We start from the raw sequence: 23,795 nt of genomic DNA, 5'->3' as shown, positions 1-23,795 counted from the left end.
CGGCGCTGTTCAGTTGTCTGGAAAAGCGAAGACGCCGGCGATACGCCGGCGCCATTGCGGAACAAGAGCTGATTTCACCACCCCCCGTCCGCCCTCATAGGCATGCACGAAACTGTCTTCGGCAACGGCGATGCCGGCATGTCGCGCGGGCAGATGCGGCCGCCAGCGAAACACCAGAACCCGGCCGCGCAACTGCTCGCCCGGCCCGCATTCGTCGAGAAGCCGGCGCGCTCCCGTCAGCATCGCCTCATTGGCATCGCCGCAGGACCAGTCCGGCGCGTAGTCCGCCGGCATATCGGGTGCGCGACCGTAGAGCGCCACCCACACGCCTCTCACCAGACCGATGCAGTCGCAACCTATGCCTTTTGTTGCGGCCTGATGCCGGTAGGGCGTGCCGACCCATGACAGGGTTTCTGCAATGATGCGCTCCACATCCATCACGGCACCACCGAGCCACCGTCGAAGACGCCGTCCTCGGAGACGTAGGAATAAGCCACATCGTTGCCGGGCAGATGCGGAAAGCCGCGGAAATTCCGTGCGTTGGCGAACTTAGCCTTGCAGGTTGCGAAGGAATTGTCGCAACCGGCAACCACCGTGAAGCCATCGCCGATGCCGAATGGCGGTCCATTGCTTGCCTGCAGCGTCAGAACCGCCAGCGAGCCGTCATTCCTTTGGTCGACGATCCGCTCGGTTCTGCCCTGCCGTGCGCCGCTCGTCCAGGTCAGCGTGCCAAAGGAAAACCAGCCCGTATCGATGCCATCCAGGCCCGAAACCCGCAGCATGTCGGTTCCATCGAGGCTTTCCACCGCCCCCATCGCATTGAAAGCCGGCTTGCTCAAGCTGGCCCGGCAGCGACCATCACCCAGTTCGGCATCGCATTTGCGCGTTACATAGCGGCCGTTGGGCTGGTCCAGCCTGTGCATGAGGCTTTGCAGCTCCGCCACGAAGCGACCGTCCGCACGGGTGATCTTGCCAATGGTCGCTTTCCTGATCAGCGCGAACTTGGTCGGGCTGCGCCAGTTGACGAGATAGGTCTCCACGGTCGCCCCGTCATAGAGGCCGGCGGCTATGTCCTCATCGCGTATGCGATCCGAGGCCAGCGCTCCCTCCACGTCGACCGTATCGACGGAAAGCCCGAGAGACTGGCGCGCCTCGCTGGCGCTCAGGCCGGTCTCAGGCTCGAAAACGCCGCTGTCGAGAACCAGGCGTCGATCATGATCGGTGAAGCCAAGGACGGTTCCGTCCCTTCGGATCAGCTTCCAGCAGTGGCAGACGCTGGTCACGTCCTGCGCAAAATGATCGAGCAGAGCCTGCGGGTAAGCATTCATGGCTGCACCTCGATGAGTGGAATGGAGGGAATTTGCCCGGCCCTGAAAGCCCTCAGGCTGATGGACAGACGATCCGTATCGAAGCGGACGGGAACGTCGAACTCATAACCGGCCGTCACCGCCTGCCCGCCCGTGGGCGCCTTGCCAGCGGAAAAAACGACCTCTCCGGTTTCGGCATCGAAACTGAAGTTTCCGGCCGCATCCGCTCCTCCCACCGCCACGCGCAGAGAACCGGCCGCCGGTTTGAAGATCGGACGCTGATAGGCATCGGGGCCTGACCCATAGGTCTTCACCAGCGCGAAACGGCGCGCCGAACCGTCGCCGGTTCCGAGCATCTGGTCGAGCGGACCTGGAGTTGCGCCCGGCGCACAGGATTTCATGTCGAACGGATCCCGGAAGCGAAATGCATGCAGCGAACCGCGCCTGGCCTCGAAGAAGGCCAGCACCTCGTGCAGGTCCTCCAGCGAGCGCAGGCCGGTTCCAGCATCGTAGTGGCGGCGGGAATGAGCAAAGCGCGCATTGCGCTTTTCGCGACCCGATGTCAGCGTCACGATCTCGTTGCGGCGTTCGGGCCCGCCGGTCGCCCCGAAGGAAACGGCGAGCGGAAAGAGCACGTCATGAAAGCTTGCCAGTTCGGACACGCGCCACCTCAGAAGGTTCGGGTTCCGCGCGACACCGCACGCGCCAGCATGCCGGTGATCTGCGCTTCGGATTTGCGGAAGGAGGCCGCATCCTGCGCGGTCACGTTGAAAACGACATTGACCGGCGCGCTGGTCCCGCCGGCCGCAACGCCAAGACTGCCATCAGCACCGCGTCGCAGCGGCAGGATCGCCTCGCTGCCCGCTTCGCCCATCAGGCCAACCTGTCCACCCATCGGGAAATAGGTCGGCGACGACACCACGCCGCCGGATGCGAACGGCACCACGCCCCCCTTCGCGAAGGGAAGCGCGCCGCCCAGTCCGCCGAGCAAGCCCGAAAACAGGGACCCGGCCAGCGATTGCAGCGGTTTCAGCCCTTGCGAAAGCGCCATGCCCGCAAGGTTCAGCGCCAGCTTGCGCAGCACGTCGTCAAGCTCGCGTCCGCCAACCACCGCCTGCTTCATCGCGCCGGCCAGATTGGTGCCAAAGCTGTCGGACAGTTTTTCCAGACTGGCGAGCGCGGTCTGGAACGGTGCGACATCGGCCCTGATGGCCACCGTCACGTCATCGGCCATAGTCAGCCTCCTGCATGTTGATCGGGAAACGCACGCATCAGTTTCGTCAGATCGGCACGCGCGGGGGCAGTCTGCCGACGCTGCGAAAACGGTCGCGATGCGCGCTCGAATTCAATGGGCGTCATCGCCCAGAACTCTTTCGGAGAAAGCCGCAGCAGGCCGAGGCCCATGGTCATCACCTCATCCCATGGAAAGGCGGTGACGCCCGCTGCGGCATTCAGGGGCGCGACGGCGTGGTGTCCTCCGCGGCCCCTCCGAAGGTGGTGGTCAGAAGGTCGCTCACGATCGCCGCATAGCCGGCGGCCCCGCCGGTCGCCGCCATTTTGCCGACATCCTCGTCGCTGACCGGCTCGCCAGCCCCGCGCAGGCCGGCACCGATGATGCGGATCATGTCGAGCGCCGAAAGCTTGCCGCTGCTGAAGCGCTCGACCAGCCTGCCAATGTCCTCGGCGGCGAATGCCGATTCCAGCTCGGCCAGCGCTCCCAGCGTCAGGCACAGCCTGTATTGCTTCCCATCCAGTTCGGCGGCAACCTCGCCTCGCCTGCGGTTCGCGCTCATGGCGTCACCGTGAAGCTGACCGGCCCGGCCGATTCCAGCGCCATCTCGAAAGTGACCTCGCCGTCATGCGCGCCGGTATATTCGAGCGAGGTGATCTGGAATGGGCCGGAAATCACACCGAAATCCGGGACGGCAAGCTGCCACGCAACGATGTTCCCGGCGAAGAAATTCTGCCGCATCAGCGCGTCGGACTGAGCATCCTTGAAGATGCCCGACCCGCTCACCGCTGCGCGCTGCACACCGCTGCCGGCGAGAAGCTCGCGCCAGCGGCCGGTCGAATCCGCGTCGGTCACGTCCACGGTCTCGCTGTTGAAGGCGATGCGCTTGGTGCGCAGCCCGGCGACGGTGACGAAAGCGCCAAGCCCCGTCGAATCGATCTTGAGAAGAAGGTCCTTGCCCTTCTGTGCGACCATCTCGATCTCCCTGATTGTGATGAAACGAAAGTTCAGACGGCGCTTTCGGTCACGGCGCGCAGCCGCAGCAGGCCATGGTGGACGGAAATGTCGTCGTCGAAGGTCACTTCCGAGAATTCAAAGCGGAAGTTCACCAGATGCTGGTCGTCCAGCGAAAGCGGAGTGCCAAGTGCTGCGCGAACGGCATCCAGAACGGCGAAAGCCTCTTTTCTTCCCTTCGCCTTGGACCAGACATGCAGCGTGACCAGATGCTCAAGTCCGTCTTCGGTCGACGTGCTCCAGTCGAACACGCTGGTGCGGCCGAAGGTGACAAATGGGAAAGCGGCATCGGTCGGCGCACGGTCGAAGATGCGCGCGCCGCCCATCAGGGCAACGAGCGCCGCATTGCCCGTCAGTGCCGCGAACATGGCTTTCTGCAGGTCAGCGCTGGCTGCGGTCATTGCGCTCCTCCTTTGCCCGATCGGCATCGCGGGATTCCGGCCGGTGAAGCTCGGCTTCATCGGCCAGCTCATGGGCTTTCCGGCGCAGCGCGCGCACCAGCCCGTCGAGCGTCAGGGCGATATTCACATTCATGGCTCGCCCTCCCGCACCCGGCAGACCAGATAGCGGCCGGTCTCGTCCGGATCGTGCACGGTCACGATCCGGAAGATGCGTCCGTTGCGCGTGAAGCGCATGCCGCCGACGATGCCGGCCCGCATGCGCAAGGTGATTCGGTGCGTCACCGATTCCAGAGTCTTGTCGGCTCCGAAGCGGCTATCGGCGGACAGTGTCTCGATATGCGCGAACACCGTCGCCACCTCGCTCCAATGTTCGGCAAAACCGCCCATGCCGTCTGGCACGTTGTCCGCCTTCTCCAGCGCCAGCTCGGCACGCATCGCGCCGGGATTGAGAAAGGAAGCGAGCATCTAGAGCCTCCTTGCCCGGAAAGGCGCGATCAGCCGCTCGTAACCGGCCGGATAGCCGACAGGCTGGTCTTTCGGACCAAAGGCGGTGCGGAACTCGTACCAGTGCGCCACCAGAAGCAGCATGGCCCGGCGCAGCAGATCCGGCACATCCGTCGCAGCCTCGCCGAAACCGGCAGTGAAGTCGATTTCGATACCGTTCATCGTCCGCAACGCAGGCGGTGCCTCGCGAAAGCCGATACGTGCCGGACGCGAGACCGTATCCGCCTGATAGGAGGAAGGATTGACCAGAGAGACCTCCCCTTCCGGCCCGTAAGCCGTCACGGAAAGTATGGTACGAACGGGATGAAGTGGGAGCGTCACGGTCCCGTTGCGCGGCCATCTGTCCAGCACCAGTCGCCAGCTCTGCTCGATGAGCGCCAGCCCGGCTGCCCGCTCCACCTCCTCGCGCGCGGCCCGGATGAGCCCGGACAGCAAATCATCTTCGCTGGAATGGTCGAGGCGCAGATGCGCTTTCGCTTCTGCCAGCGTCACCGGCTCGGCCGATGGCTCCACGGTTCTGATCAGCGTCATATATTCGCTCTGCATTGGGAGAAAGAAAAACGGCCCCGGCGGAGGAAACCGGGGCCGTATCGACAGGCTTATGCAGCGAGCGCTACACTCACGCCGTGCCGAACTTGATCAGCTTGATGGCGTCGAAATCCTGCACGCCGCCGCCTACGCGCTTGGTCGTGTAGAACAGCACATAGGGCTTGGCGGAGTAGGGATCGCGCAGGACCCGCACGCCGGTGCGGTCGACCACCAGATAGCCACGCCCGAAATCGCCGAAGGCGATCGGGGTCGCGTCAGTACCAATGTCGGGCATGTCCTCGGCCTCGACCAGCGGGAAGCCCATCAGCATGGCGTTCTGCCCGGGACCGGCCGGCGGCTGCCACATATAGTTGCCGTCGCCGTCCTTCAGCTTGCGGATCGCCGCCTGCGTCTTGCGGTTCATCACCCAATGCGCGTTCTGGCGGTAGCCCGCCTTCAGCGCATAAACGGTATCGATGAGGATGTCGGACTCGTCATTGGCCGGGAAATCACCGGCCACGCCCGTCACCGTATAGCCGATCGAACCCCAGGCCCAGCTTGCCTCGGCTACTTTGGTGTAATCGAGGAAACCCTTCGGCTTGTTGACGCCGTCGCCCGCCACGAAGGCGGCCCCCTCCTGCTCGGCGAAGGCGGCTTCGACCTCGGAGGAAATCCACTGGTCGAGATCGACCACCGAATCCTCCAGAAGGGTGGCGGTGGCGGCGGGCATCGCATAGAGTTCCATGGTCGGGAACTGAAGCTCGGCCAGCGTCGCCGTATTGGTCTGCGGGCGGGCAGCCGTCTCGGCCACCCAGCCGACAGCCGGGCCATTCACCGCAAAGGGCTTCTTCAGCACCGCCGACGAGACCTGCCGCACCGAGGCGATGGCGCGGATCGGCGACATGGCCGCAAGCCGCTTGCCGATCTCGGCTTCCGTTTCCGGCGGCACCAGATAACCGCCGTCCTGCCCCGAACCGTAGGACATGGCTTTGGCATCGAGCCCGCGCAGATGGCGGTCGTCGCCGCTGCGCATATAGGCCTCGAAGGCCTGCTTGTGTTCGGAAGGCAGCGTTGCCTGTTCACGATCCGAAATCTGGCCGAGCACCGGCCGCGCCCGCTTCAGCGACAGATTGTCGATGGCCCGCTTCTGCTCGTCGAGGGCGCGCGAGATGCGGTCAACCTTCTCCGTGGTCAGCACATCGGCGCCGAGCCGTCGGTCCATCTCGGCCAGCTTCTGGTCATTGCTTTCCTTGAAAGCTTCAAAAGTGGACATGAAGTCGCCGAAGGCGTCCTTCAGGTCCAGATAGTCGGCGCTCATCGACTTGGTCTCGAGCGGCTGGGCAGGCTGCGATGCATTCATAGAGAACGTCCTTTCGGGTTGATGATGCTGATTGCGTGGCGGATTGCCCTTGTGAGCTGGTGCGCTCCGCTTTCGTCGGTGGCGGCGGTTTTCGGGCGTCTGGCCTTGACGGTTTCGACCCGCGCCGCCGGCTGCATGGGAAAGGTGACGACGGAGATTTCCCAAAGATCCGCCTCGACGATGCGGCGGATGCCGCTTGCCGGATCGCGCCGTGTCCGCGCCGCCCGGAAGCCGATGGAGAGGCCGTCCAGCGCGCCGCTGCGCAACAGCGCCAGCACTTCCTGCGCGCGCCACACCCCCGGCGTCAGCCTTCCGCGCACGAACAGGCCGCGCCTGTCCTCGCGGATTTCGGTCCACACGCCGATGGGCTGAGCCGGATCATGCTGGTAGAGCATGCGGATACCGCCGACCTTGCGCTTTTGCAGGGATCTGGCGAAAGCGCCCGGCTCAACCACGTCCTTGCCGAGATCGACGGCGCCGAACACGCTGGCATAGCCGGAGAAAGTGCCGTCGGCTTCCACCTCATCCACCACAAGATCGACATGCTTGCGCTCGAAGCGGCGTTGGATGCGATCAGCTGTCATTGCCGCCCACCCCAGTTTCATTGCGATCCGGACCAGCGGGCCGATAGTGGCCAAGCAGCCTCAGCAAAAAGCCGAGCGCCCACCAAGCGCACAGGCTGGCCAGCGCCGATCCCATCAGCACCATTTCGGAGGAGCCGATCTGCTCCTCGATGCCGAGATCGGTAGCGACCTTCAGGCCGGCCGTGCCGCCAAACACCACGCCGCACATCACGCCCACGATGAAGCGCGAGGCCGCCTCGCGGCGTCCCTGCGGCAGGATGTAGACCAGCGACGCGGCCGATCCTGCGATCGCCCCGGCGCCCTTCGCAGCCCACAGCCAGCTTCCTTGCGACATGTCCGTCATGACAGGTCTCCTTGCCCTGCGTGGCGCGGCCGATAGCCGACAGCCTCGCGTTTTTCGTCCTCGGTCAGGAAGGAAGCCGCCTCCAGCCGCGCCCACAGCGCGTCGCGGTCACTGGTCAGGCCGTCGACGCGGTCGGCGTCGTACCAGAGCCGCAGGCCCTGCCCGAAGGCCGGCCCCATCCAGGCCGAGAGGTCCTTTGCCGTGCGCGCCACCAAAGGCAGCACCGTCAGCCGGTAGAAGGCCCGGTTGGCTTCCTGATAATTCGCATAGGTGTTGTCGCCCGGAATGCCGAGCAGCATCGGCGGCACGCCGAAGGCCAGCGCGATGTCGCGGCTGGCCGAATGCTTGGCCTCGACGAAATCCATGTCGCGGGGCGTCAGTCCCATGGCCTTCCAGTCGAGCCCGCCTTCGAGCAGCAGCGGCCGCCCGGCGCGGGTGGCACCCGCATAGCCCTGCTCCAGCTCGGTCTTGAGCCGGTCGAACTGCTCGTCGGTCAGGTTGCCGCCCTCCTTCGGGGCATAGACCAGGGCCCCGGATGGCCGGGCGGAATTGTCGAGAAGCGCCTTGTTCCAGCGCCCGGAGGCATTGTGCGTGTCGAGCGCCATCAGCGCCGCCTCCAGTGGCGGGAAGCCGTAATGGTCCTCCAGCGGATGGAACAGCGTCAGATGCACAGCACTGCCCGCATCCAGCATCACCCGCCGTCGTGACGCGCCTTCGCGATGGTCCAGCGCCACCGGCCAGCCGGAGCCGTCCGTCACCACCACCACACGATCGGGGCGCAGGAGATGCAGTTCGCGCGCCTCGCCCCCCGCATCGACCAGTTCCACATAGGCATTGCCAGCCAGCAGAAGATGGCCGTAGAGCGCTTCCAGAAAGGTCGCGCCCGCCTGCCGCTGGTTCGGCCGTTCGAGAAGGTCGAGCAGCGGGTGCGTCTCGATCTCGCGAACGCCCTCATAGAGCAGCCATGGGATGCTTGCCGCCGACTCCGCGATCAGCCGCACCGCGCGGTGCACGATCGGGTTGCGCATGAAGCCTTCGCGGGCCAGCGTCGCATAGTCGCGACGGGTCCAGTTTGCCTCGCCCTGCGCATGGAAGGCGATGAAGCCGGTTCCTCCAGCCTCCTTGGTTTCGAGACGTGCACCATCGTTCCCCGCGCTTCGGGGCCAGGGCCATTTCCAAGCCATTGCAGATCCTGTTCCTTAAAGAATATCGCGGATGCGCGGGGCCGAACCCCGGCCGGACGTCAGTTCGGTAATCGCCCAGACCAGCGCATCCATGCGGTCCGGCGAGCGGCCGCCGGGCAGACCGTCCGGGCCGAAGTCACACATTTCATCTTCCAGTTCGGGAAATCGTCCGGCATGGCGCACCCTGCCCTGCTGGTAGAGCGCGGCCACCGGCTCGGCCCGCAACCACTTGCCCCGGCTCGCCCGCACCGGCTTGACCGGCACTGCCGGATCGACCGTGTGCAAGACCGCCGTCGCCATCTCGCCGCCCTGATTGACTTCGACCACCAGGCAATCCGCATGCAGCCGATGAAACAGGCCTATGGCCTTGCTTGCCCATTGCTGCGGCTTTGCGGCACGCACCGTCTCGTCGGCCAGCACCACGGCGAAGCCCTCAGCGTCCAGTCCGGCCGCCACAATGCCGCAGGCGTCCGATGTCCGGCGCGAACTCGCCGGCGGGTCCACGGCCACGACGATGCGCTGCAATTCCACCGAAGAAGCGCCGGTAATCGCCTGCTCCAGCATGGAGCGCGACCACAGGGCATCCTCGCGATCCTCGATCAGTTCGCCGCCCAGTTCCTGCCGCCCGAGCCGCGTTCCCGCATAGCGCCTTTCGATCGCCTCGATGAAGCCCGGCGCCAGATTGGCGCGGTTTTCATGGGTACCGAGCCGCGTCAGCATCATGGCCGGATCGGCCAGCAGCCGCTTCATCAGCGGCGTCGGCCGCGGCGTGGTGGTGATGAGCTGGCGCGGCCGATCACCCAGCCTCAGGCCGAACTGCAACATGTCGTAGGTCGCCTCGGCGTTCTTCCATTTGGCAAGCTCGTCGCACCAGGCGGCCGCGAATTGCGGCCCGCGCAGGCTTTCGGGGTCTTCGGAGGAAAACACCTGCGCCACCGCACCGCTCGGCCAAAGGAGCCGCCGCCGCGAAGCCTCGTAACGGGGCCGGTCGGCGCGCGCCACGCTGGCGATGCCGGAAGGTCCGTCGATCATCACCTCGCGCACGTCGCCAAGCGTTTCGCCCACCAGCGCTATCAGCCCATGGCGGCTGCCGGGCCGCGCGAAGGGCGGCAATCCGCGCGCCAGCGCGATCACCCATTCGGCGCCCAGCCGGGTCTTGCCCGAACCGCGCCCGCCCATAACCAGCCAGCCGGCGGGGTCATGCCCGAGCTGGATCTGGTTGGCCCGGCCGCAGATCAGCCATTCACGCGCCGCCCTCAACGCCTCCTGCGGTTCCAGATTGTTCCTCAACCAGTCGAGCTGCGAATTCACGTGCAAGCTCGACGATGCGCTCCTCGATCCGTCGCAACGTTTCGGCAAGGTCCTCATTATCCCTGATATGGTTTTCCCTGGCGGCTTCTTCCGGCCGCATTATTTCGCCAATCTTTTCCAGGCCACGGATCATTGCGATCAGCCCGTCTATGGCGCCCTTGTCGATGCTGCCGCCGCCTTCTGCGGCCTTGCCCAGCTCCTCCACCTTGCACAGGACCATGCCGGCCGCCTTGCGGATGCGCGCCGAGACATCCAGCGGGCCGGCTTGCGCCAGTTTCCAGCCTTCGTCGCGCGCCAGACGCCGAAGCACCGTGGCCGACCGGCCGCTGGCCAGCGCCAGCCGCTCGATCGTCGCATGCCCGCCCTCGGCCAGAACCCGCAGCGCATGCAAACGGGCCTGCAGTCCGGCCTTTGGCTCCGGCATGGTCCCTGCCTCATCAGAAATGTGTTGATTGGATCGCAAGCCGACTGACCCGGCCGGTTCCTGTGGGAACCACCAGCGCCAGTCACACTTTTTTGACGATAACCAGACACTATCAGAGCAGCGTTACGGTGTCAAGAATTAATTCCTAGGATTTTTATCTTAAACATGCCGTGCACGCTTTGATTGAGAATCCCTCTTGCCGCCCTCTGGCGGATGGGGGAAAAGGAATGTGTGGGCGGTTTCTGACGGAGTGTTTCCGGCGCCCTTTTGCAGCCGGGCAGCTTGTAGATGGTCAGTCCCTTGGAGCCGAAGAAGAAACGTGGCCGTGTCGCCGCCTTCCTGCTGGCGATAGACGCCTGGCTTGACACTACCCTTTATGAGGTCGGCTTCAGGTTCCGCGAATTCTGGGAAGCCGCGACCATTTTCTTCCGCCGCTTCCGCGTCAAAGGCTGGCGGCGCGGCGTCATCGAGATATTGAGCGAGGGTTTCACGCTGGGCGCGGGCGGTGCTGTCGTCATGCTGGCGCTTGCCATTCCAGCCTTTCAGGAAACGGGCGGCGACTGGCGCGCGCAGGACGATTTCGCCGTCACCTTCCTCGATCGCTACGGCAACGAGATCGGCCAGCGCGGCCTCATCCAGCGCGATTCGGTGCCGGTGGACCAGATGCCAGATCATGTCATCAAGGCGGTTCTCGCGACTGAAGACCGCCGCTTCTTCGAGCATTACGGCATCGACTTTCTGGGCCTCATGCGCGCCATGACCGAGAATGTCCGCGCCAATTCCGTTGTTCAGGGCGGTTCCAGCCTCACCCAGCAATTGGCCAAGAACCTGTTCCTGTCCAACGAGCGCACGCTCGAACGCAAGGTCAAGGAAGCCTTCCTGGCGCTGTGGCTGGAGGCGAACCTGTCGAAGAAGGAAATCCTACAGCTCTACCTCGATCGCTCCTATATGGGCGGCGGCACCTTCGGCATCGAGGCGGCGGCCGATTTCTATTTCGGCAAGAGCGTGCGCGACCTGACGCTGGCGGAAGCCGCCATGATGGCCGGCCTTTTCAAGGCGCCCAGCAAATACGCGCCACACGTCAACCTGCCCGCCGCCCGCGCCCGCGCCAATGTGGTTCTGTCAAACCTCGTCGACAGCGGTTTCATGACGGAAGGGCAGGTTCTGCAGGCGCGCCGGCATCCCGCCGATGTCGTGGACCGCGGCGATCGCAAGAGCCCGGATTACTATCTCGACTGGGCGTTCGAGGAAGTCCGCAAACTGGCCGCGAAATCGCGCCAGCATTCGCTGGTCGCGCACACGGCCTTCGATCCGAACATCCAGCAGGCTGCCGAAGAGTCGCTCGAGTTTCACCTGCGCCAGTATGGCAAGGATTACAACGCGACCCAGGGCGCCATCGTCGTCATCGAATCCAACGGTGCGGTGCGCGCCATCGTCGGCGGGCGCGACTATGGCGCCAGCCAGTTCAACCGCGCCACCAAGGCGCTGCGCCAGCCCGGTTCGTCCTTCAAGGCCTATGTCTATGCCGCCGCCGTAGAGCACGGCTTCACGCCGGACACCATCGTGTCGGGCGCACCCGTCAGCTGGGGCAACTGGCATCCGGGCAACTACAACGGCGCGTCCGCAGGTCGCATGACGCTGACCACCGCCTTCGTCAAATCGATCAACACCGTTCCGGTCCGCCTCGCCAAGGACAACCTCGGCATCAAGCCGATCAAGGAACTGGCCGAAGCAATGGGCGTGGAATCGACGCTGGAGTCGCACAAGACCATGGTCCTCGGCACCTCCGGCATGACTGTCATGGATCAGGCAACTGGCTACAGCGTCTTCCCGCAGGACGGCATGGCCGGCACCCGGCATGGCGTCACCCAGCTCGTCACCCATTCCGGCGATGTCATCTATGATTTCGCCAAGGACGCGCCGCCCCCTCGCCGTGTCCTGTCGGAGCAGGCCGTGTCCTACATGAATACTATGCTGGTGCAGGTGCCCGTCATCGGCACGGCACGACGGGCGGCACTTCCCGGCATCGTCTCCGGCGGCAAGACCGGCACCAGCCAGGCCTACCGCGATGCGTGGTATGTCGGCTTTACCGGCAATTACACGGCTGCCGTCTGGATCGGCAACGATGACTACAGCCCGACGCGCAACATGACCGGCGGCTCGATGCCGGCCATGGTCTGGCAGCGTCTCATGGCCTATGCGCATCAGAACATCGATCTGCGGCCGATCCCCGGCATCGCGCAGCCCTTCGTCGATGCGGCCACCGCAGCCAAGGCGCAGGAGGCCGCCAGGGCAAGCGCGCAGGCCGAGGCCGACCGCGCCGCCGCCGAGCGCCCTCCGGTCCTGTCCAGCCGCACGACGCAGTTGCTGCGCCAGATCAACAGGCAGTTCCTGTCCGCTCCGGCCCTGCGCCCCGAGCTGGATCCGGAGACGGTTTCGGCGCTGTGACGGTGCCAGCCACTTGCCAGAAGCCCTTCCCCCGCGATACCAGCTCCCAAAAGATCGATCGGGCCGATAAATGCTCAAGAAAGCCTTGCTGACGCTGATCGCGCTCGTCATTGCCATCGGCGGTGGCGCGGCCAGTGTCTGGTATGCCCTGCATGTCCAGAAGGGCGCCGGCGCCATCACCATCGGTGCATGGACCGCCTTCCCTGACATCGGCACGCCGGAGGCCGATCCCTACACCAATGCCCGTGTTGCCCGCGAGGGCGTTCTGGCGCTTGGCCGCGCCGAAGGTCTCGCCTTCGTGGCCGCGCACGATTCCGCCGGCCAGCCGCTGCTGCGCGAATGCGCCTATCGGATAGAGGGGAACCTTCCGGTCGCCCGTTTCTGGACGCTCTACGCAGCCGACCAGTCGCTCGATTTCATCCGCACGGGAAAACTGCGCCCGGCTGCGTTGCAATCCTATCAGGTGCTGCGCCGGCCGGACAATTCGGTGCTCGTCGACGCCTCCGGCAGCCCCGCTCCCGGCAACTGGCTGATCACCGCGGGCGAAGGGCCCATGTATTTCGTGCTCACCTTCTACGACACCCCCATTGCCAGCAGCACCGGCCTGTCCGGCATCGAGCTGCCGCGCATCGTGCGCAGGGGGTGCAATGCGTAAGCTGCTCTACGCGGTTCTGCTCGGTCTGGTCGGAGCCGGCATCGTCCACATCCTCGTCCTGATGATGGTGCCGGAATTGTCCGAGCGCGATGCCTGGTCACGGCTGTCGATGGCCTCCGATCTCTACCGCATGACCCCGCTCGAAGCGGAGAGCGGCGGCCAGCCGGTGGTGAAATCGGTCGACCCTCTGTTTCTGGCCGCCGCCTGCCGTTTCGATCTGAACGATGGCATCGTCCACGTTCAGGCCGCAGGAAAAGTGCCGTTCTGGTCGGTTTCGGTCTATGATCGCAACGGCCACAACATCTACAGTTTCAACGACCACAGCGCAGCCAGCGCCACGCTGGACACGGTTGTGCTCACCCCGGCCCAGATGCTGGAAGTGCGCCGGCAACTGCCGGACGATCTCGACGGCTCCATCTTCGTGGAAACGCCGATTGGCGAAGGCATTGTTGTCCTTCGCGCCTTTGTGCCGGATGAGAGCTGGCGCCCTGCCGTCTCCCGGTTTCTCGAACAAAGCTCCTGCACGCTGAAGGAACTGTAGTTCAGGCTCAATGCTTCGGTGAGGGTGCGGCACCGTCCGCTGGCACTGCCGTGGATTGGCCCTCCCGCGCCGGTGCTGTCTCATCTGCACGTTCGTAGCGAACGCCGGGGAAAATCACCACGGCTGCCGCCATGCCACAGAGTCCCGAAGGTTTCTTCATGCCCGCCTTTTGCGGCGTGAAAGACAATACGATGCCCATTTCGTGCATTCCTCTCGGTTGAACCGGAGCACAACGCAACGCCTCCTCCGTAAATAAGGCGCTCCGAGGGTTAACGGAGCGCTAACGGATCAGAGCTAATTTGAAACGAGTTCTGTCGGGCATGCCGCTTGTGGCCTGCCGGCTTCATTGCGTATTCTCAAGGCGTATCTTCGTGTCATCCTCGGATTTCCGGCAAATCGCGATCAGGACTGAAGCCGGCAAGGCTGAAAGGCTGTTTCGCGCCGCCATTTCCGCTTTCTGTGCGCTGACCAGACCCTCGCGCCGGGAGATCGCCCAGCTTGACGACCTGACCCTGCCGCTGTTCGACGAAGTCTCGACCGAAGCCCGGCGCTTTGCAGCCGCCGCCCTGTCCGAATGCGAAAGCGCACCGCCGGGGCTGGTGAAACGTCTGGCCAACGAGCCTGTGCAGATCTCGGCTCCGCTGCTGGTTCGCTCGCGCGCCCTCGGCAGCGTCGAGCTCATCGCGCTGATCAGTCGTCATGGTCTGCCGCATGCGCGCGCCATCGCCCGCAGAAAAGACCTCCACCCGACCATCGCAAGCCTTGTTCGCGCCCTGAACGGTCCCGCAGCGAAGACGACGGACGAGAACCAGCACCCTTCCGGTCAGGCGGCCGACCGTGCCCGCGAGCAGCTGCGAACGATCATGGTCGACAACGGGGGGCCCTCGCTCTCCATCGCGCCCGCAACGGCCGGAACCTTCAGGCGGTTGCTCGACGGCGCGCTCAGCGCCAATGCCGCCTTTTTTCAAACCGCGCTGGCAGATGCCCTCGGCGTGGAATTCGGCAGCGCCGTCAGGCTTGTCTCGCCTTCCGATCACTTTTCGCTTCTCGTTTCGCTGCGGGCGCTGGACCTGCGCGAAGCCGAAGCCTTCCTGATCGTAAGCGCCGCCTGCCCCGGCTCCTTCCCGGATGTGGCGAGCGTGCGCCTGTTCGTCGAACGCTACCGGGGCATGGAACGGCAAGCAGCCGTGGCAAAGGTTGCGGCGTGGACGAAGACCGGCAGCTCACAGACCGGTGATGCGGCAAAGACCCTGAAGGCCAGCTAGATCACGTCATGCCGAATGTTTCCATTCGGCTGCAAAGTACTCTGATTTCAGTCCCTGATCGAAACCAGTTCCTCTATCGGCACCGATCCAACCTCGATTTCCACGACCCATATATCGGGGTCGAAGCGCTTCTCGCGCTCGATCCGCGCATCCAGTTGCTCCGCGGTCTCATCCGGCGCGATGCGAACGAACAGCCTCTCGTCGGGCCGGGCTGAGTCATAGCTGGTCTGCGGCGCCGGGCCGAGCAGCGCTAGGCTTCCGAACCTGTCCCTGACCAGCAGGAAAGCAGCTCCCGCCTCGCCCGCGCCGCGTTTCAGCACCGCAGCGAAGCCGCCGGCGCCGAAGACGCGCCGCACCAGCGCCGAGGCCCACAGATCAGTCGTCACGCGCATGTCAGTTAACCAGTCCGATTGTCGGGCGATCTCTGGCTTGAAACCGCTCCAGCCAGATCGCTTCGTACGTTTTCCGGAGTTGCTCTAGTCGGTCAGGCCGACTTCCCGCATCTTGATGTAGACAGCCGCGTCCGGCTCTCCGCTTACGGCGAGACCGAAGATCGACTGAAACTCGCGGATTGCCGCCTTGGTGCGCGCTCCGGCTATGCCGTCCATCTGGATATCTGTATTGCCGAACGCCCTCAGCCCTGCCTGGATCTTCACGATCTGGCTGCTGGCGGAGGTTGGCCCCGGATCAAGCCTCACCGATCCCGTCAGGTCGTCGCGGCTTGCCGGAACCGGCACAGCCGCGGCCTGCCCCGCCCCCAGTTGATTGAGCAAAGCATCGTCGATGGAGCCGGTCGGGGCGAGCCCCACCTTGCCCTGATAGGCGGCTATCGCGTCGCGCGTATTGGGACCGGTGAGCCCGTCTGGTTCGGCCGAATAGAAGCCCAGATCGCGAAGGATCGACTGCACCTGCCGCACGACTGGGTCACCGCGCGGCCTCTCCGGTGCCGGCGCTGCGCCAGTGTCGGGGTTGGGATCGGGACGCACGATATTGATCGTCGTTTCCGGTTCGGTCTGTTCGACAACGGGAAAGTCCTGCTGGCTTCTGGTCGCGAAGAAGGCGCTCGAATGCGGGAATGGCTGATACCAAAGCGCATTGGCGGAGACGTAGAACAACGTCACCAGAAACGCCGTGGAGCCACCAACGAGAACAGGATTGCGCGAGACGAGATCGCCTGCCGCAACCGCGCCCCGCTGAACTATGCCCGGGCGACTGGCCTTCTTCCTGGCCTTGCTGCCCTTAGCCCGTTTTGCGGAGCGAGCCATTCCAATCCCCGTTCTTCCTGCCTGCCGGCGTTGCATCCGCCAGCATCACCAGTCTGTCGCTGTCTCCCTTCGGGCCATCCACCGGAATGCTCACCGAAACCGTCGTTCCTTCGCCGGGCGCGCTGTCGATGGACATCGTGCCGTCGTGCAGGCTCACAAGCCCCTTCACCAGAGACAGGCCGAGCCCAGCCCCCTCGAAACCGCGCGTATAGTCGTTCTGCACCTGAACGAAAGGCTGGCCGATGATTGCCAGATCTTCCTCGGCGATGCCGATGCCTGTGTCGCTCACCCAGAAATGGAGGCGCGAGCCGACACGCCGCGCGCCAAGCGCCACCTCGCCGCCCTCGGGCGTGAACTTGATGGCATTGGAAGCAAGATTGATCAGGATCTGCTGGATGGCACGCCGGTCGGCGTTCACCTCGCCCGCATCTGCCGCCACCCGCAGTTCCAGCCGGATCTTTTTGGCATCCGCCTGCAACTGCATCATCGAACGGCACATCTGCGCCGCCTCCACGAAGCGGAACGGCTCCGGATGGGTGCGGTAGGCCCCGGCTTCTATACGCGAGACGTCGAGGATCGACGTCACGACCTCCAGCAGATGCTGACCGGAATCGCGCACCAGCTCGACATACTCTTTCTGCCGCGGATCGTGGAACGGGCCGAACATCTCATGCAACAGCATGTCGGAGAAGCCGATGATGGCATTTAGCGGCGTGCGCAGCTCATGGCTGACGGCGGCCAGGAAGCGGCCCTTGGTCACGTCGGCGCTGGCTGCGGCCTCTTCGGCGCGCTCCAGATCCTCGCGCAGTTCGACGAGTTCGGAATTGTCGCGCAGCAACGCCAGAAACGCATTGCCCGCTTCGTCGGCCTTGGCCAGTTCGAGCAGGAACGGCCTGTAATTGCCCGCAGAGTGACCATCAGCCTTCGGCACGCGGACGCGCAGTTCCATGCGGGCGGAAGCCGCCCCCTCGCGCATATCGGCAAGCGCGTTCAGATAAGCGATGCGATCGGCGACAAGAATGCGCTCGAACAGCGAATTGCCGAGCAGCAGATCGGGGGCGAGACCAAGCACCTGCGTGGTGCGCTGGCCCGCATCGAGAACCTCTCCCTGCCTGTTGAGGCGCAGCATCACCGCGCCCATCAAGCCTTCGACATTAAGGTCAGGCGCGGTTTCGGCACCTGCATCCGCATTGCCGCGAAGACCGGCCAGACGCGGCACAAGGGTAGCGCCCCACGCCAGCGGCAACAGCCAGTGCCACGGCTGCGGCTGCGTATAGGCAGCCAGCGACACGTCTACGGGAAGGAACTGCATGGCGCAGGCCAGCGCTGCCGCTGCCGCACCGGCCAGCACCCAGTGCCTGGAACGGCTCACCCAGAATGCTTCGATCGGCAGGGCCGCCACAAGCAATGCCACCGGCGATGCAAGGCCACCGGCGGAAGCCACCAGCGCACCCATTGCGACAGCGGATGCCACAAGCACGACCGCTCCCGCTCCCACCAAACGGCCGCTTGCCGAAACCCCGAGCGCTGCCAGCCAGCACAGCCCGAATATGCCGAGTATCGCCGCCAGCGTCGCCGAGGCGCCGAGGCCGGCGGTCACCAGCATCACCGCGCTTGCGGCTGACAGGAAGGGTGCTGCGAGCATCAGTCCGATGAAACGGGCATGACGGGCGCGCGCTTCCGGCTCAGCAACGCGGCTGTGCACGAGACGCTCGCAGCCCGACGCAATCGCGTCAGGCATTCCAACGTATCTTGCCGCAATCGAACTCAACTCAACGCCTCGTACGGACCCGCTTCGCAGATCATTTCTGATTAGAGCCGAAAGTCGCATCCAGCCTTTAAGGAATGGATAAAGCTGGAGCATGAGCAGCGGATTCGGAGTCGTTTTTCTGCAAAAACAGCGTTTGCGGGAATGCAATTCAGCCCATGGTAAACACGGGGTTAGCTGTCACGGACAGCAACACGCTCCTCACGACCACCGCACAGAACGCGGCTTTCCACAGCGAATCAAACGGATAGGGCACGAACAGCAGTGTAAGGCGTAGGCTTCATGCCCCGTTCAGGTCGGCGGGTGTGAATGAAAGCGGGAAGTCGATTGCTTCAAATTTTAATAAAGTTGTCCTCTTGCTTGCAATCGCTCATTTGGCCGGCCCGGCTAAACTGGTTTTGTTGAAGACAGGTGCTCTGGAAAGAAGACGGATATGGGTTTCCTGATCAGGTTTGCGTTCTGGTTTTCGCTCGTTCTGCTGGCTCTTCCCTTTGATGTCGGGCCAGATGGGGAGGGGCGCGAAAACGTCAATCCCGTCCAAGCGCTTCTGGCGGCAAAGGATGCTGTCGGCGACATCGCCGGTATGTGCGAACGCCAGCCGGACGTGTGCGAGACCGGCGCTTCTGCGCTCCACACGGTGACGGAGCGCGCCAAACTGGCAGCACGCATGGCGGTGAGCATGATCGAAGATGCGCCTTCGCAACCAGCCACCACACCAAAAGAGCCTGTCACGACCGGCTCCATCAGGCCCGCCAACTGATCTGCTTCGGACGCTCCTGAAGAGCGTCTTCCGCGTTCGCGCCTTTTTTCCGTGACGCCCGGCTGCCACCGAACTATATCGTTCGGCATGAGTACGACGATCCAGAGCATTACCGAAGACTTTGCCCTCCTCGACGACTGGGAGGAGCGCTACCGCTATGTCATCGAACTTGGCGAAGCCCTCCCCCCGTTCCCCGACAGCGAGCGCACCCCCTCCAACAAGGTTCCCGGCTGTGTCAGTCAGGTATGGCTGACCACCCGCTATGGAGAGGGGCCGGATCCGGTCGTCACTTTTGCGGGTGATTCCGATGCCCATATCGTGCGGGGTCTGGTGGCGATCCTTCTCGCCCTTTATTCCGGCCGCAAGGCCAGCGAAATTCTGGCGACCGATGCCGAAGGCACATTGCGCACGCTCGGCCTTGACGAGCACCTGACGCCACAGCGCTCGAACGGACTGCGCTCCATGGTCAACCGCATCCGAACCGATGCGCAAAAGGCAGGTGAGAACGTCTGAGCCGAGCCTCAGACGCTCCGCTTCCAGTCTTTTTTCTAGCGCACGTGCAGGCTCGGCCTGTAGTCCTGTGCGCCCCAATGCAGCATCTGGGCTGGTTTGCCGCTTTGCTGAGCCGCGCCCGGCCAATAATGGCGGGCCAGTGCCGCCAGAGCCGTCTTCAGCACCACCTTTCCCGAGCGCACCGGCCATGCGCGTTCAGCCTCTACGGTTTCCATTCCCTTGAGAAAACAGCAGACATCGATCAGGACGCCTGACAATTCGGGTCCAACTGCCACAATGGCTTTCTCTACCCGCATCCGCGCGCCAAGGGCGACGTCTGTAAGTTCGGCAGCACCACCTCCGCCCGCACGCTTTCCGGAAGCGACACTTGCAATCCAGTTTGCACCAAGCCGGGGCAGGAGCTGGCCCCGGGTGTAGTCGGCCCGCAGCCGCTCGCCCGCCTCGAACTCGCGCGCTGTCAGAAAGGCAGCGCCGGTCTTTGTCCGGAGGCGCGCCAGTTGTGCAAGCGGCGATTCCGCGAGATTTATCTGCGCCAGTTGCGGGCCCTCGCCCGCATCGACGCAGATGGTTTCGATATCTCTCGGCGAAGCATCGGAAGCACGTGCTGCATCCATTTCACGCATCATCCGCTCTCCCTTAGGCGTCACGGAGACACAATTGCCGTTCAGCATCAGCATCTGCTCCGCGACCAGGCAATCGAAAGGCACACGCCCCACACTGACGGTACCGCGCTCGCCGGCTTCAATCAGGACCTTGTTTGTCTGCGCAGCCGGGCTGACCTGACCCGGCCCCTTCTGCAGGAATTTCAGCACGCGCAACGTCACCTCGCGGAAAGAAGCCTGCATGCTCATATCCCCAGCCGGTTGCGGAAAGCTGCCGAGGCAATCTGCTCGAACATATGCACCACCCGGTCGAACTCGGGATCGTCACGAAGATCTTCGATGGTCTGGCATGCGTGAACCACCGTCGTGCGATCGCGCCCGAAACCGCGTCCCACATCGCCCATCGATAACCGCAGAACGACGTGCGCCACATACATGGCGATCTGCCTCACCCGTGCCACCGGCTGCGACGTGCGCCCGGGTTTGCGCAGCTCCTTCGATGAAAGCGAAAACAGCGCCGAAGCTATGTCGATCAGGCATTCGCAGACGTCCAGCGTGATCTCGTCACGCCGTTTGGGAAATGCATGTTCAGGCTCTCCATCCGGAGCAGGTTTGACTATCGGATGAATGGGATCATCTGGAATAGCGGTCATGTTGGCGTGCACGAAATTTCCTCCACCATAGGAATAGATTCCTTATAGAGGGTGTTCGCCGACATGTGAACAAACAAAGAACCCAACACAGCTTCGCATTAGGATAACATATTGATTTCATTTGAAATTGGAGAATGACCGCTTCCAGACGCAATGCATTTACTCCCCACCGCGGTTCCCCGGCCGATAGTAAGCCCCTATTTCACAGGAGGTGGCACATGCGATCGTTGAACGAGCAGGCGCAAGCTTTCGGCCAACAGAAACGGCAGCATGCCAGGCACGCCGGACAACTGGCAGCGTTGCAAATTTTATGCGGGATTGATCTGGGGGAAGCTTCGGTCAGTGAAGGAGCGGCAAGAACGAAGCTGCTTGACCGCATAGAACGCCTTCTGGAGCGCGAACGTCTGCGAGGCTTGCGCCGGCATTGGAACTACGATCTGAACCGTCACATCGCTCTCAAGCAGGCGCGCGATCAGCTCAGGGGCAATGGCAAGCCGACTTCTCCGTCGCATGCGCTTGTTGTGTGATGACACTCGAAACTGAAAAGCCCCCTGATATCTTCAGGAGGCTTTTTCGATTGGTGAGGCCGCAGGAAGGCTGCTTCTTTGAACTTCAAGGCTTCCGTCAGAACCAGGAGCGGGTGGCGCGTCCGAGCAATGTGGAATCTTCCGGCACCCCGGCATCGACCGGCGTGCCGCTCGGGTCATAGCTGGCGACCCGGGCGCCAAGCCCGTTGGTGACGACGATCGGCGTCTTGCCGGGAACGCGGCTGTGGAGATCGATGATGTCCTGATTCATCAGGCGCACACAGCCGGATGAAATGGACTTGCCGATCGAGTGCCATTCCGGAGAACCATGGATACGATAGAGCGTATCCTCGTTGTTCTGGAAAATGTAGAGCGCGCGCGCGCCGAGCGGATTCATCAGCCCCGGAGGCATGCCGCCATTGCGGACGCTGTATTTTTCGAGTTCAGGCTGACGGGCGATCATCTCGTCCGGCGGGGTCCACTTGGGCCATTCGCGCTTGTACTGAACCACTGCGCGCCCGGCCCATTCGAAACCGGCACGGCCAAGGCCAACACCATAACGGATGGCCTGTCCGCCCTCGCGCACCAGATAAAGGTAGTGCTGCGACGTATCGACGACAATTGTACCCGGGCGTTCGCCTGTCGGATCAGGAACGATCTGGCGCAGGAACTTTGAATCGATCTTGCGATAGGGAACGGCCGGAATTTCATAGCCGCCATCGAAAACTGGCCCGTACATGATGTCGTAGCTGCCGAGTTCAGGATGGGCTTGTGGTTCCGCAGGTTTCAGGGGCACCGGTGGAGCCGTTGTGGTGCAGGCCGAAACGGTGGCTGCGGCGGCTCCCATTGCCGTCAGGTTGAGAAAACGGCGTCTGGTCAGCAGGACGGGAGGTGAATCTGTTGCCATGAATTGTGGTCTCGATCTTTCTCTACTGTTCACATGGGCGAAGCCGTTGCCGGCATCGCCGCTCCCGACAGGGGCGATAGGTAGCGCCAAATCTGGCCGCAGGTAGGACAAATAAAGGCGAACATGTGACTAAGGTTCCACTGTTGCCGATCGGCAACGGGTTGTGTGAACCCTATATGGGGCGGCTGAAAGGAAGGTAAACAGATTATCCCTCCGATCACCGGCCAACTGATATGACGTCTTTGTGATCGCCATCCCGGCAATGCGGCTATCCGGATCAGGAGCAGTTTGTTCGCTTCGGAAGCAGGCATTTAGCATCTGGACCAATGGTCAAGATGCCGCGAGCCCTCTATTGAGAGAAGCGCATTCGACTCCCCCTTAGCGAATGGCTGAACGGGGAGTGATGCCTGCCCGCGGGGTGTTGTTCCCGGGGCTTACAGACCTATGTTAGTCCGGTAACCCCCCGGATTTATTTGAGGAGTAAGACGAATGGCTTTCGAACTTCCCGAACTTCCCTATGACTATGAGGCGCTTCAGCCCTTCATGTCGAAGGAAACGCTCGAATATCACCATGACAAGCACCACAAAGCCTATGTCGACAACGGCAACAAGCTGGCGGCCGAAGCCGGGCTGGGCGACCTGAGCGTCGAAGAAGTGGTGAAGCAGTCCTTCGGCAAGAACCAGGGTCTCTTCAACAACGCGGCCCAGCACTACAACCACATCCATTTCTGGAAGTGGATGAAGAAGGACGGCGGCGGCAACAAGCTGCCGGGCGCCCTGCAGAAGGCCGTCGACAGCGATCTGGGCGGTTATGACAAGTTCAAGGCCGATTTCATCAACGCCGGCACCACGCAGTTCGGCTCCGGCTGGGCATGGCTTTCGGTCAAGGATGGAAAGCTGGAGATCTCCAAGACCCCCAATGGCGAGAACCCGCTGGTTCACGGCGCTTCGCCGATCCTCGGCGTCGACGTCTGGGAGCACTCCTACTACATCGACTACCGCAACGCGCGTCCGAAGTATCTGGAGGCTTTCGTCGACAGCCTGATCAACTGGGATTATGTCCTTGAGCTGTACGAAAAGGCAAACGCCTGATCGTTTCAGCGTGAAACCCCGGGGGTAGATCCCCGGGGTTTCAGTCTTCAGGTCTTCACCAAAGCTTCACGCAAGCGTGAAGCGAAATCATCCAGATTTTGAGACAGTTTAGCACCATCTCCGATTCTGTCGGAGCAGCCACGTTTCTTCATCAGATTCGGAGCCAGACATGAAAAAGCTTCTACTCGCCATTTCCATCTTCGCCATTGCCGGCTCTGCCGCATTTGCCGACACTCTGGCCGACCGCAAGGCCCTGATGAAAGAGCGGGGCAAGCTGACTGGCGAGCTCTCCAAAGTGGTGAAGGGCGAGACCCCCTTTGACGCGGCTGCCGTTCTCAAGACCCTGCAGGACATGCAGGCTAACGCCGAAAAGTTCGATGTCGAGGCGCTTTATCCGGCCGGTTCGGATACGGGCGATACGACCGCCGCGCCAAAAATCTGGGAAGACCCGGACGGGTTCAAGGCTGCTGAAGGCAAGTTCGAGGCCGCCGTCAACGCGGCCGTGACCGATGCACCGGCTGACGTCGATGCACTCAAGGCGAAGTTCGGCGCCATCGGCGCAAGCTGCGGCGCCTGCCACGAGACGTTCCGCGTCCGCAAGGGCTGAC

General features: G+C 63.3%; 32 protein-coding genes. 9 read left to right on the top strand and 23 right to left on the bottom strand.

All coding sequences use genetic code 11. The features are described 5' to 3' along the window. Positions 1 to 9 precede the first annotated feature (9 nt). The 17 genes from HNR59_RS08365 to HNR59_RS20725 form a co-directional block, all read right to left on the bottom strand. The gene (locus HNR59_RS08365; RefSeq protein ID WP_183828539.1) at positions 10 to 441 is read right to left on the bottom strand and encodes a C40 family peptidase; all 432 of its coding nucleotides are present in this window, start codon (positions 439 to 441) and stop codon (positions 10 to 12) included. After that, positions 438 to 1,328 carry a DUF2163 domain-containing protein gene (locus HNR59_RS08360; RefSeq protein ID WP_183828536.1) on the bottom strand — a complete coding sequence of 297 codons (891 nt, stop codon included), beginning with the start codon at positions 1,326 to 1,328 and terminating at the stop codon, positions 438 to 440. The genes HNR59_RS08365 and HNR59_RS08360 overlap by 4 nt, the downstream gene beginning before the upstream one ends. Next, positions 1,325 to 1,960 (bottom strand): DUF2460 domain-containing protein, encoded by a 636-nt coding sequence (locus HNR59_RS08355; protein ID WP_183831453.1) that lies wholly within the window; start codon positions 1,958 to 1,960, stop codon positions 1,325 to 1,327. The genes HNR59_RS08360 and HNR59_RS08355 overlap by 4 nt, the downstream gene beginning before the upstream one ends. 17 nt (positions 1,961 to 1,977) lie before the next feature. After that, on the bottom strand, positions 1,978 to 2,541 hold the full coding sequence (locus HNR59_RS08350) for a phage tail tape measure protein (protein ID WP_183828533.1): 564 nt from the start codon (positions 2,539 to 2,541) through the stop codon (positions 1,978 to 1,980). A 2-nt stretch (positions 2,542 to 2,543) separates the two neighbouring features. Continuing rightward, positions 2,544 to 2,762, bottom strand: coding sequence for a rcc01693 family protein (locus tag HNR59_RS08345; protein WP_183831452.1), 219 nt, complete (start codon positions 2,760 to 2,762; stop codon positions 2,544 to 2,546). Beyond that, positions 2,759 to 3,100, bottom strand: coding sequence for a gene transfer agent family protein (locus HNR59_RS08340; RefSeq protein ID WP_183828530.1), 342 nt, complete (start codon positions 3,098 to 3,100; stop codon positions 2,759 to 2,761). Before HNR59_RS08340 ends, HNR59_RS08345 begins: the two co-directional genes overlap by 4 nt. Next, positions 3,097 to 3,513 (bottom strand): phage major tail protein, TP901-1 family, encoded by a 417-nt coding sequence (locus HNR59_RS08335; protein WP_183828527.1) that lies wholly within the window; start codon positions 3,511 to 3,513, stop codon positions 3,097 to 3,099. The genes HNR59_RS08340 and HNR59_RS08335 overlap by 4 nt, the downstream gene beginning before the upstream one ends. Positions 3,514 to 3,545: 32 nt before the next feature. After that, positions 3,546 to 3,953, bottom strand: coding sequence for a DUF3168 domain-containing protein (locus HNR59_RS08330; protein WP_183828525.1), 408 nt, complete (start codon positions 3,951 to 3,953; stop codon positions 3,546 to 3,548). Beyond that, positions 3,934 to 4,086 carry a hypothetical protein gene (locus tag HNR59_RS08325; RefSeq protein WP_183828522.1) on the bottom strand — a complete coding sequence of 51 codons (153 nt, stop codon included), beginning with the start codon at positions 4,084 to 4,086 and terminating at the stop codon, positions 3,934 to 3,936. Before HNR59_RS08325 ends, HNR59_RS08330 begins: the two co-directional genes overlap by 20 nt. Continuing rightward, positions 4,083 to 4,418 (bottom strand): phage head closure protein, encoded by a 336-nt coding sequence (locus HNR59_RS08320; RefSeq protein ID WP_183828519.1) that lies wholly within the window; start codon positions 4,416 to 4,418, stop codon positions 4,083 to 4,085. Before HNR59_RS08320 ends, HNR59_RS08325 begins: the two co-directional genes overlap by 4 nt. Beyond that, positions 4,419 to 4,988: a head-tail connector protein gene (locus HNR59_RS08315; RefSeq protein ID WP_183828516.1), complete on the bottom strand. Its 570-nt coding sequence runs from the start codon at positions 4,986 to 4,988 to the stop codon at positions 4,419 to 4,421. Between the two features lie 88 nt (positions 4,989 to 5,076). Then, positions 5,077 to 6,345 (bottom strand): phage major capsid protein, encoded by a 1,269-nt coding sequence (locus HNR59_RS08310; RefSeq protein WP_183828513.1) that lies wholly within the window; start codon positions 6,343 to 6,345, stop codon positions 5,077 to 5,079. Further along, the gene (locus HNR59_RS08305; protein ID WP_183828510.1) at positions 6,342 to 6,929 is read right to left on the bottom strand and encodes an HK97 family phage prohead protease; all 588 of its coding nucleotides are present in this window, start codon (positions 6,927 to 6,929) and stop codon (positions 6,342 to 6,344) included. The genes HNR59_RS08310 and HNR59_RS08305 overlap by 4 nt, the downstream gene beginning before the upstream one ends. Next, positions 6,919 to 7,272, bottom strand: a complete 354-nt coding sequence (locus HNR59_RS08300) for a DUF6107 family protein (protein ID WP_183828507.1) — start codon at positions 7,270 to 7,272, stop codon at positions 6,919 to 6,921. The genes HNR59_RS08305 and HNR59_RS08300 overlap by 11 nt, the downstream gene beginning before the upstream one ends. Then, entirely contained in the window at positions 7,269 to 8,456 is a 1,188-nt protein-coding gene (locus HNR59_RS08295; protein ID WP_183828504.1) for a phage portal protein, read from the bottom strand. The genes HNR59_RS08300 and HNR59_RS08295 overlap by 4 nt, the downstream gene beginning before the upstream one ends. 15 nt (positions 8,457 to 8,471) lie before the next feature. Beyond that, on the bottom strand, positions 8,472 to 9,767 hold the full coding sequence (locus tag HNR59_RS08290; RefSeq protein ID WP_484477025.1) for a DNA-packaging protein: 1,296 nt from the start codon (positions 9,765 to 9,767) through the stop codon (positions 8,472 to 8,474). After that, positions 9,700 to 10,191 (bottom strand): hypothetical protein, encoded by a 492-nt coding sequence (locus tag HNR59_RS20725; RefSeq protein WP_246374538.1) that lies wholly within the window; start codon positions 10,189 to 10,191, stop codon positions 9,700 to 9,702. The genes HNR59_RS08290 and HNR59_RS20725 overlap by 68 nt, the downstream gene beginning before the upstream one ends. Positions 10,192 to 10,479: 288 nt before the next feature. Between HNR59_RS20725 and HNR59_RS08285 the strand changes: the two genes are divergently transcribed. The 4 genes from HNR59_RS08285 (at position 10,480) to HNR59_RS08270 (ending at position 15,100) form a co-directional block, all read left to right on the top strand. After that, the gene (locus tag HNR59_RS08285) at positions 10,480 to 12,639 is read left to right on the top strand and encodes a transglycosylase domain-containing protein (protein WP_183828499.1); all 2,160 of its coding nucleotides are present in this window, start codon (positions 10,480 to 10,482) and stop codon (positions 12,637 to 12,639) included. 70 nt (positions 12,640 to 12,709) lie between these two features. After that, the gene (locus tag HNR59_RS08280) at positions 12,710 to 13,294 is read left to right on the top strand and encodes a DUF1214 domain-containing protein (RefSeq protein ID WP_183828496.1); all 585 of its coding nucleotides are present in this window, start codon (positions 12,710 to 12,712) and stop codon (positions 13,292 to 13,294) included. Further along, positions 13,287 to 13,835 carry a DUF1254 domain-containing protein gene (locus tag HNR59_RS08275; RefSeq protein WP_183828486.1) on the top strand — a complete coding sequence of 183 codons (549 nt, stop codon included), beginning with the start codon at positions 13,287 to 13,289 and terminating at the stop codon, positions 13,833 to 13,835. The genes HNR59_RS08280 and HNR59_RS08275 overlap by 8 nt, the downstream gene beginning before the upstream one ends. Positions 13,836 to 14,206: 371 nt before the next feature. Continuing rightward, positions 14,207 to 15,100, top strand: a complete 894-nt coding sequence (locus HNR59_RS08270; protein WP_183828484.1) for a hypothetical protein — start codon at positions 14,207 to 14,209, stop codon at positions 15,098 to 15,100. Between the two features lie 47 nt (positions 15,101 to 15,147). Here HNR59_RS08270 and HNR59_RS08265 read toward each other — a convergent pair whose 3' ends face one another. The 3 genes from HNR59_RS08265 to HNR59_RS08255 all read right to left on the bottom strand — a co-directional run bounded on the left by HNR59_RS08265 (position 15,148) and on the right by HNR59_RS08255 (position 18,106). After that, positions 15,148 to 15,492 carry a DUF1491 family protein gene (locus tag HNR59_RS08265; protein WP_183828481.1) on the bottom strand — a complete coding sequence of 115 codons (345 nt, stop codon included), beginning with the start codon at positions 15,490 to 15,492 and terminating at the stop codon, positions 15,148 to 15,150. Between the two features lie 84 nt (positions 15,493 to 15,576). Further along, positions 15,577 to 16,365: a peptidoglycan-binding domain-containing protein gene (locus HNR59_RS08260; protein ID WP_183828478.1), complete on the bottom strand. Its 789-nt coding sequence runs from the start codon at positions 16,363 to 16,365 to the stop codon at positions 15,577 to 15,579. After that, entirely contained in the window at positions 16,340 to 18,106 is a 1,767-nt protein-coding gene (locus HNR59_RS08255; RefSeq protein ID WP_183828475.1) for a PAS domain-containing sensor histidine kinase, read from the bottom strand. The genes HNR59_RS08260 and HNR59_RS08255 overlap by 26 nt, the downstream gene beginning before the upstream one ends. Before the next feature lie 460 nt (positions 18,107 to 18,566). Between HNR59_RS08255 and HNR59_RS08250 the strand changes: the two genes are divergently transcribed. Together HNR59_RS08250 and HNR59_RS08245 are read left to right on the top strand one after the other, a co-directional pair. Then, entirely contained in the window at positions 18,567 to 18,893 is a 327-nt protein-coding gene (locus tag HNR59_RS08250) for a DUF5330 domain-containing protein (RefSeq protein ID WP_183828472.1), read from the top strand. An 87-nt stretch (positions 18,894 to 18,980) separates the two neighbouring features. Further along, positions 18,981 to 19,406, top strand: a complete 426-nt coding sequence (locus HNR59_RS08245) for a SufE family protein (protein ID WP_183828469.1) — start codon at positions 18,981 to 18,983, stop codon at positions 19,404 to 19,406. Positions 19,407 to 19,441: 35 nt separating this feature from the next. Here HNR59_RS08245 and HNR59_RS08240 read toward each other — a convergent pair whose 3' ends face one another. Together HNR59_RS08240 and HNR59_RS08235 are read right to left on the bottom strand one after the other, a co-directional pair. Next, positions 19,442 to 20,251 carry a DUF6456 domain-containing protein gene (locus HNR59_RS08240; protein ID WP_246374537.1) on the bottom strand — a complete coding sequence of 270 codons (810 nt, stop codon included), beginning with the start codon at positions 20,249 to 20,251 and terminating at the stop codon, positions 19,442 to 19,444. 2 nt (positions 20,252 to 20,253) lie between these two features. Next, a complete protein-coding gene (locus tag HNR59_RS08235) occupies positions 20,254 to 20,673 on the bottom strand; it encodes a helix-turn-helix domain-containing protein (protein ID WP_287945234.1) in 420 nt (139 codons plus the stop codon). A gap of 206 nt (positions 20,674 to 20,879) precedes the next feature. On the opposite strand from HNR59_RS08235, the gene HNR59_RS08230 reads away from it, so the two are divergent. Further along, entirely contained in the window at positions 20,880 to 21,188 is a 309-nt protein-coding gene (locus HNR59_RS08230; protein ID WP_183828463.1) for a cytoplasmic protein, read from the top strand. A gap of 97 nt (positions 21,189 to 21,285) precedes the next feature. Here HNR59_RS08230 and HNR59_RS08225 read toward each other — a convergent pair whose 3' ends face one another. Beyond that, on the bottom strand, positions 21,286 to 22,095 hold the full coding sequence (locus HNR59_RS08225; protein WP_183828460.1) for a L,D-transpeptidase: 810 nt from the start codon (positions 22,093 to 22,095) through the stop codon (positions 21,286 to 21,288). 489 nt (positions 22,096 to 22,584) lie between these two features. Between HNR59_RS08225 and HNR59_RS08220 the strand changes: the two genes are divergently transcribed. After that, positions 22,585 to 23,187 carry a superoxide dismutase gene (locus HNR59_RS08220; protein WP_183828458.1) on the top strand — a complete coding sequence of 201 codons (603 nt, stop codon included), beginning with the start codon at positions 22,585 to 22,587 and terminating at the stop codon, positions 23,185 to 23,187. A gap of 169 nt (positions 23,188 to 23,356) precedes the next feature. Beyond that, on the top strand, positions 23,357 to 23,794 hold the full coding sequence (locus tag HNR59_RS08215) for a c-type cytochrome (RefSeq protein WP_183828455.1): 438 nt from the start codon (positions 23,357 to 23,359) through the stop codon (positions 23,792 to 23,794). The last annotated feature ends 1 nt before the right edge of the window (position 23,795 follow it).

Origin of the sequence: Aquamicrobium lusatiense (assembly GCF_014201615.1) — a bacterium.
Classification (GTDB): Bacteria; Pseudomonadota; Alphaproteobacteria; order Rhizobiales; family Rhizobiaceae; genus Mesorhizobium; species Mesorhizobium lusatiense.
The sequence above is the reverse complement of the archived record's forward strand: the minus strand, read 5'-3'. Positions and strand labels throughout refer to the sequence as shown.

Excerpts from the sequence above, each read along its gene's own strand:
- HNR59_RS08360 (WP_183828536.1), bottom strand. The coding sequence starts at position 1,328 with ATGAATGCTTACCCGCAGGCTCTGCTCGATCATTTTGCGCAGGACGTG.
- HNR59_RS08350 (WP_183828533.1), bottom strand. The coding sequence starts at position 2,541 with ATGGCCGATGACGTGACGGTGGCCATCAGGGCCGATGTCGCACCGTTC.
- HNR59_RS08340 (WP_183828530.1), bottom strand. The coding sequence starts at position 3,100 with ATGAGCGCGAACCGCAGGCGAGGCGAGGTTGCCGCCGAACTGGATGGG.
- HNR59_RS08335 (WP_183828527.1), bottom strand. The coding sequence starts at position 3,513 with ATGGTCGCACAGAAGGGCAAGGACCTTCTTCTCAAGATCGATTCGACG.
- HNR59_RS08330 (WP_183828525.1), bottom strand. The coding sequence starts at position 3,953 with ATGACCGCAGCCAGCGCTGACCTGCAGAAAGCCATGTTCGCGGCACTG.
- HNR59_RS08325 (WP_183828522.1), bottom strand. The coding sequence starts at position 4,086 with ATGAATGTGAATATCGCCCTGACGCTCGACGGGCTGGTGCGCGCGCTG.
- HNR59_RS08320 (WP_183828519.1), bottom strand. The coding sequence starts at position 4,418 with ATGCTCGCTTCCTTTCTCAATCCCGGCGCGATGCGTGCCGAGCTGGCG.
- HNR59_RS08315 (WP_183828516.1), bottom strand. The coding sequence starts at position 4,988 with ATGACGCTGATCAGAACCGTGGAGCCATCGGCCGAGCCGGTGACGCTG.
- HNR59_RS08310 (WP_183828513.1), bottom strand. The coding sequence starts at position 6,345 with ATGAATGCATCGCAGCCTGCCCAGCCGCTCGAGACCAAGTCGATGAGC.
- HNR59_RS08305 (WP_183828510.1), bottom strand. The coding sequence starts at position 6,929 with ATGACAGCTGATCGCATCCAACGCCGCTTCGAGCGCAAGCATGTCGAT.
- HNR59_RS08300 (WP_183828507.1), bottom strand. The coding sequence starts at position 7,272 with ATGACGGACATGTCGCAAGGAAGCTGGCTGTGGGCTGCGAAGGGCGCC.
- HNR59_RS08295 (WP_183828504.1), bottom strand. The coding sequence starts at position 8,456 with ATGGCTTGGAAATGGCCCTGGCCCCGAAGCGCGGGGAACGATGGTGCA.
- HNR59_RS20725 (WP_246374538.1), bottom strand. The coding sequence starts at position 10,191 with ATGCCGGAGCCAAAGGCCGGACTGCAGGCCCGTTTGCATGCGCTGCGG.
- HNR59_RS08285 (WP_183828499.1), top strand. The coding sequence starts at position 10,480 with ATGGTCAGTCCCTTGGAGCCGAAGAAGAAACGTGGCCGTGTCGCCGCC.
- HNR59_RS08280 (WP_183828496.1), top strand. The coding sequence starts at position 12,710 with ATGCTCAAGAAAGCCTTGCTGACGCTGATCGCGCTCGTCATTGCCATC.
- HNR59_RS08275 (WP_183828486.1), top strand. The coding sequence starts at position 13,287 with ATGCGTAAGCTGCTCTACGCGGTTCTGCTCGGTCTGGTCGGAGCCGGC.
- HNR59_RS08265 (WP_183828481.1), bottom strand. The coding sequence starts at position 15,492 with ATGCGCGTGACGACTGATCTGTGGGCCTCGGCGCTGGTGCGGCGCGTC.
- HNR59_RS08260 (WP_183828478.1), bottom strand. The coding sequence starts at position 16,365 with ATGGCTCGCTCCGCAAAACGGGCTAAGGGCAGCAAGGCCAGGAAGAAG.
- HNR59_RS08255 (WP_183828475.1), bottom strand. The coding sequence starts at position 18,106 with ATGCCTGACGCGATTGCGTCGGGCTGCGAGCGTCTCGTGCACAGCCGC.
- HNR59_RS08250 (WP_183828472.1), top strand. The coding sequence starts at position 18,567 with ATGGGTTTCCTGATCAGGTTTGCGTTCTGGTTTTCGCTCGTTCTGCTG.
- HNR59_RS08245 (WP_183828469.1), top strand. The coding sequence starts at position 18,981 with ATGAGTACGACGATCCAGAGCATTACCGAAGACTTTGCCCTCCTCGAC.
- HNR59_RS08240 (WP_246374537.1), bottom strand. The coding sequence starts at position 20,251 with ATGCAGGCTTCTTTCCGCGAGGTGACGTTGCGCGTGCTGAAATTCCTG.
- HNR59_RS08230 (WP_183828463.1), top strand. The coding sequence starts at position 20,880 with ATGCGATCGTTGAACGAGCAGGCGCAAGCTTTCGGCCAACAGAAACGG.
- HNR59_RS08225 (WP_183828460.1), bottom strand. The coding sequence starts at position 22,095 with ATGGCAACAGATTCACCTCCCGTCCTGCTGACCAGACGCCGTTTTCTC.
- HNR59_RS08220 (WP_183828458.1), top strand. The coding sequence starts at position 22,585 with ATGGCTTTCGAACTTCCCGAACTTCCCTATGACTATGAGGCGCTTCAG.
- HNR59_RS08215 (WP_183828455.1), top strand. The coding sequence starts at position 23,357 with ATGAAAAAGCTTCTACTCGCCATTTCCATCTTCGCCATTGCCGGCTCT.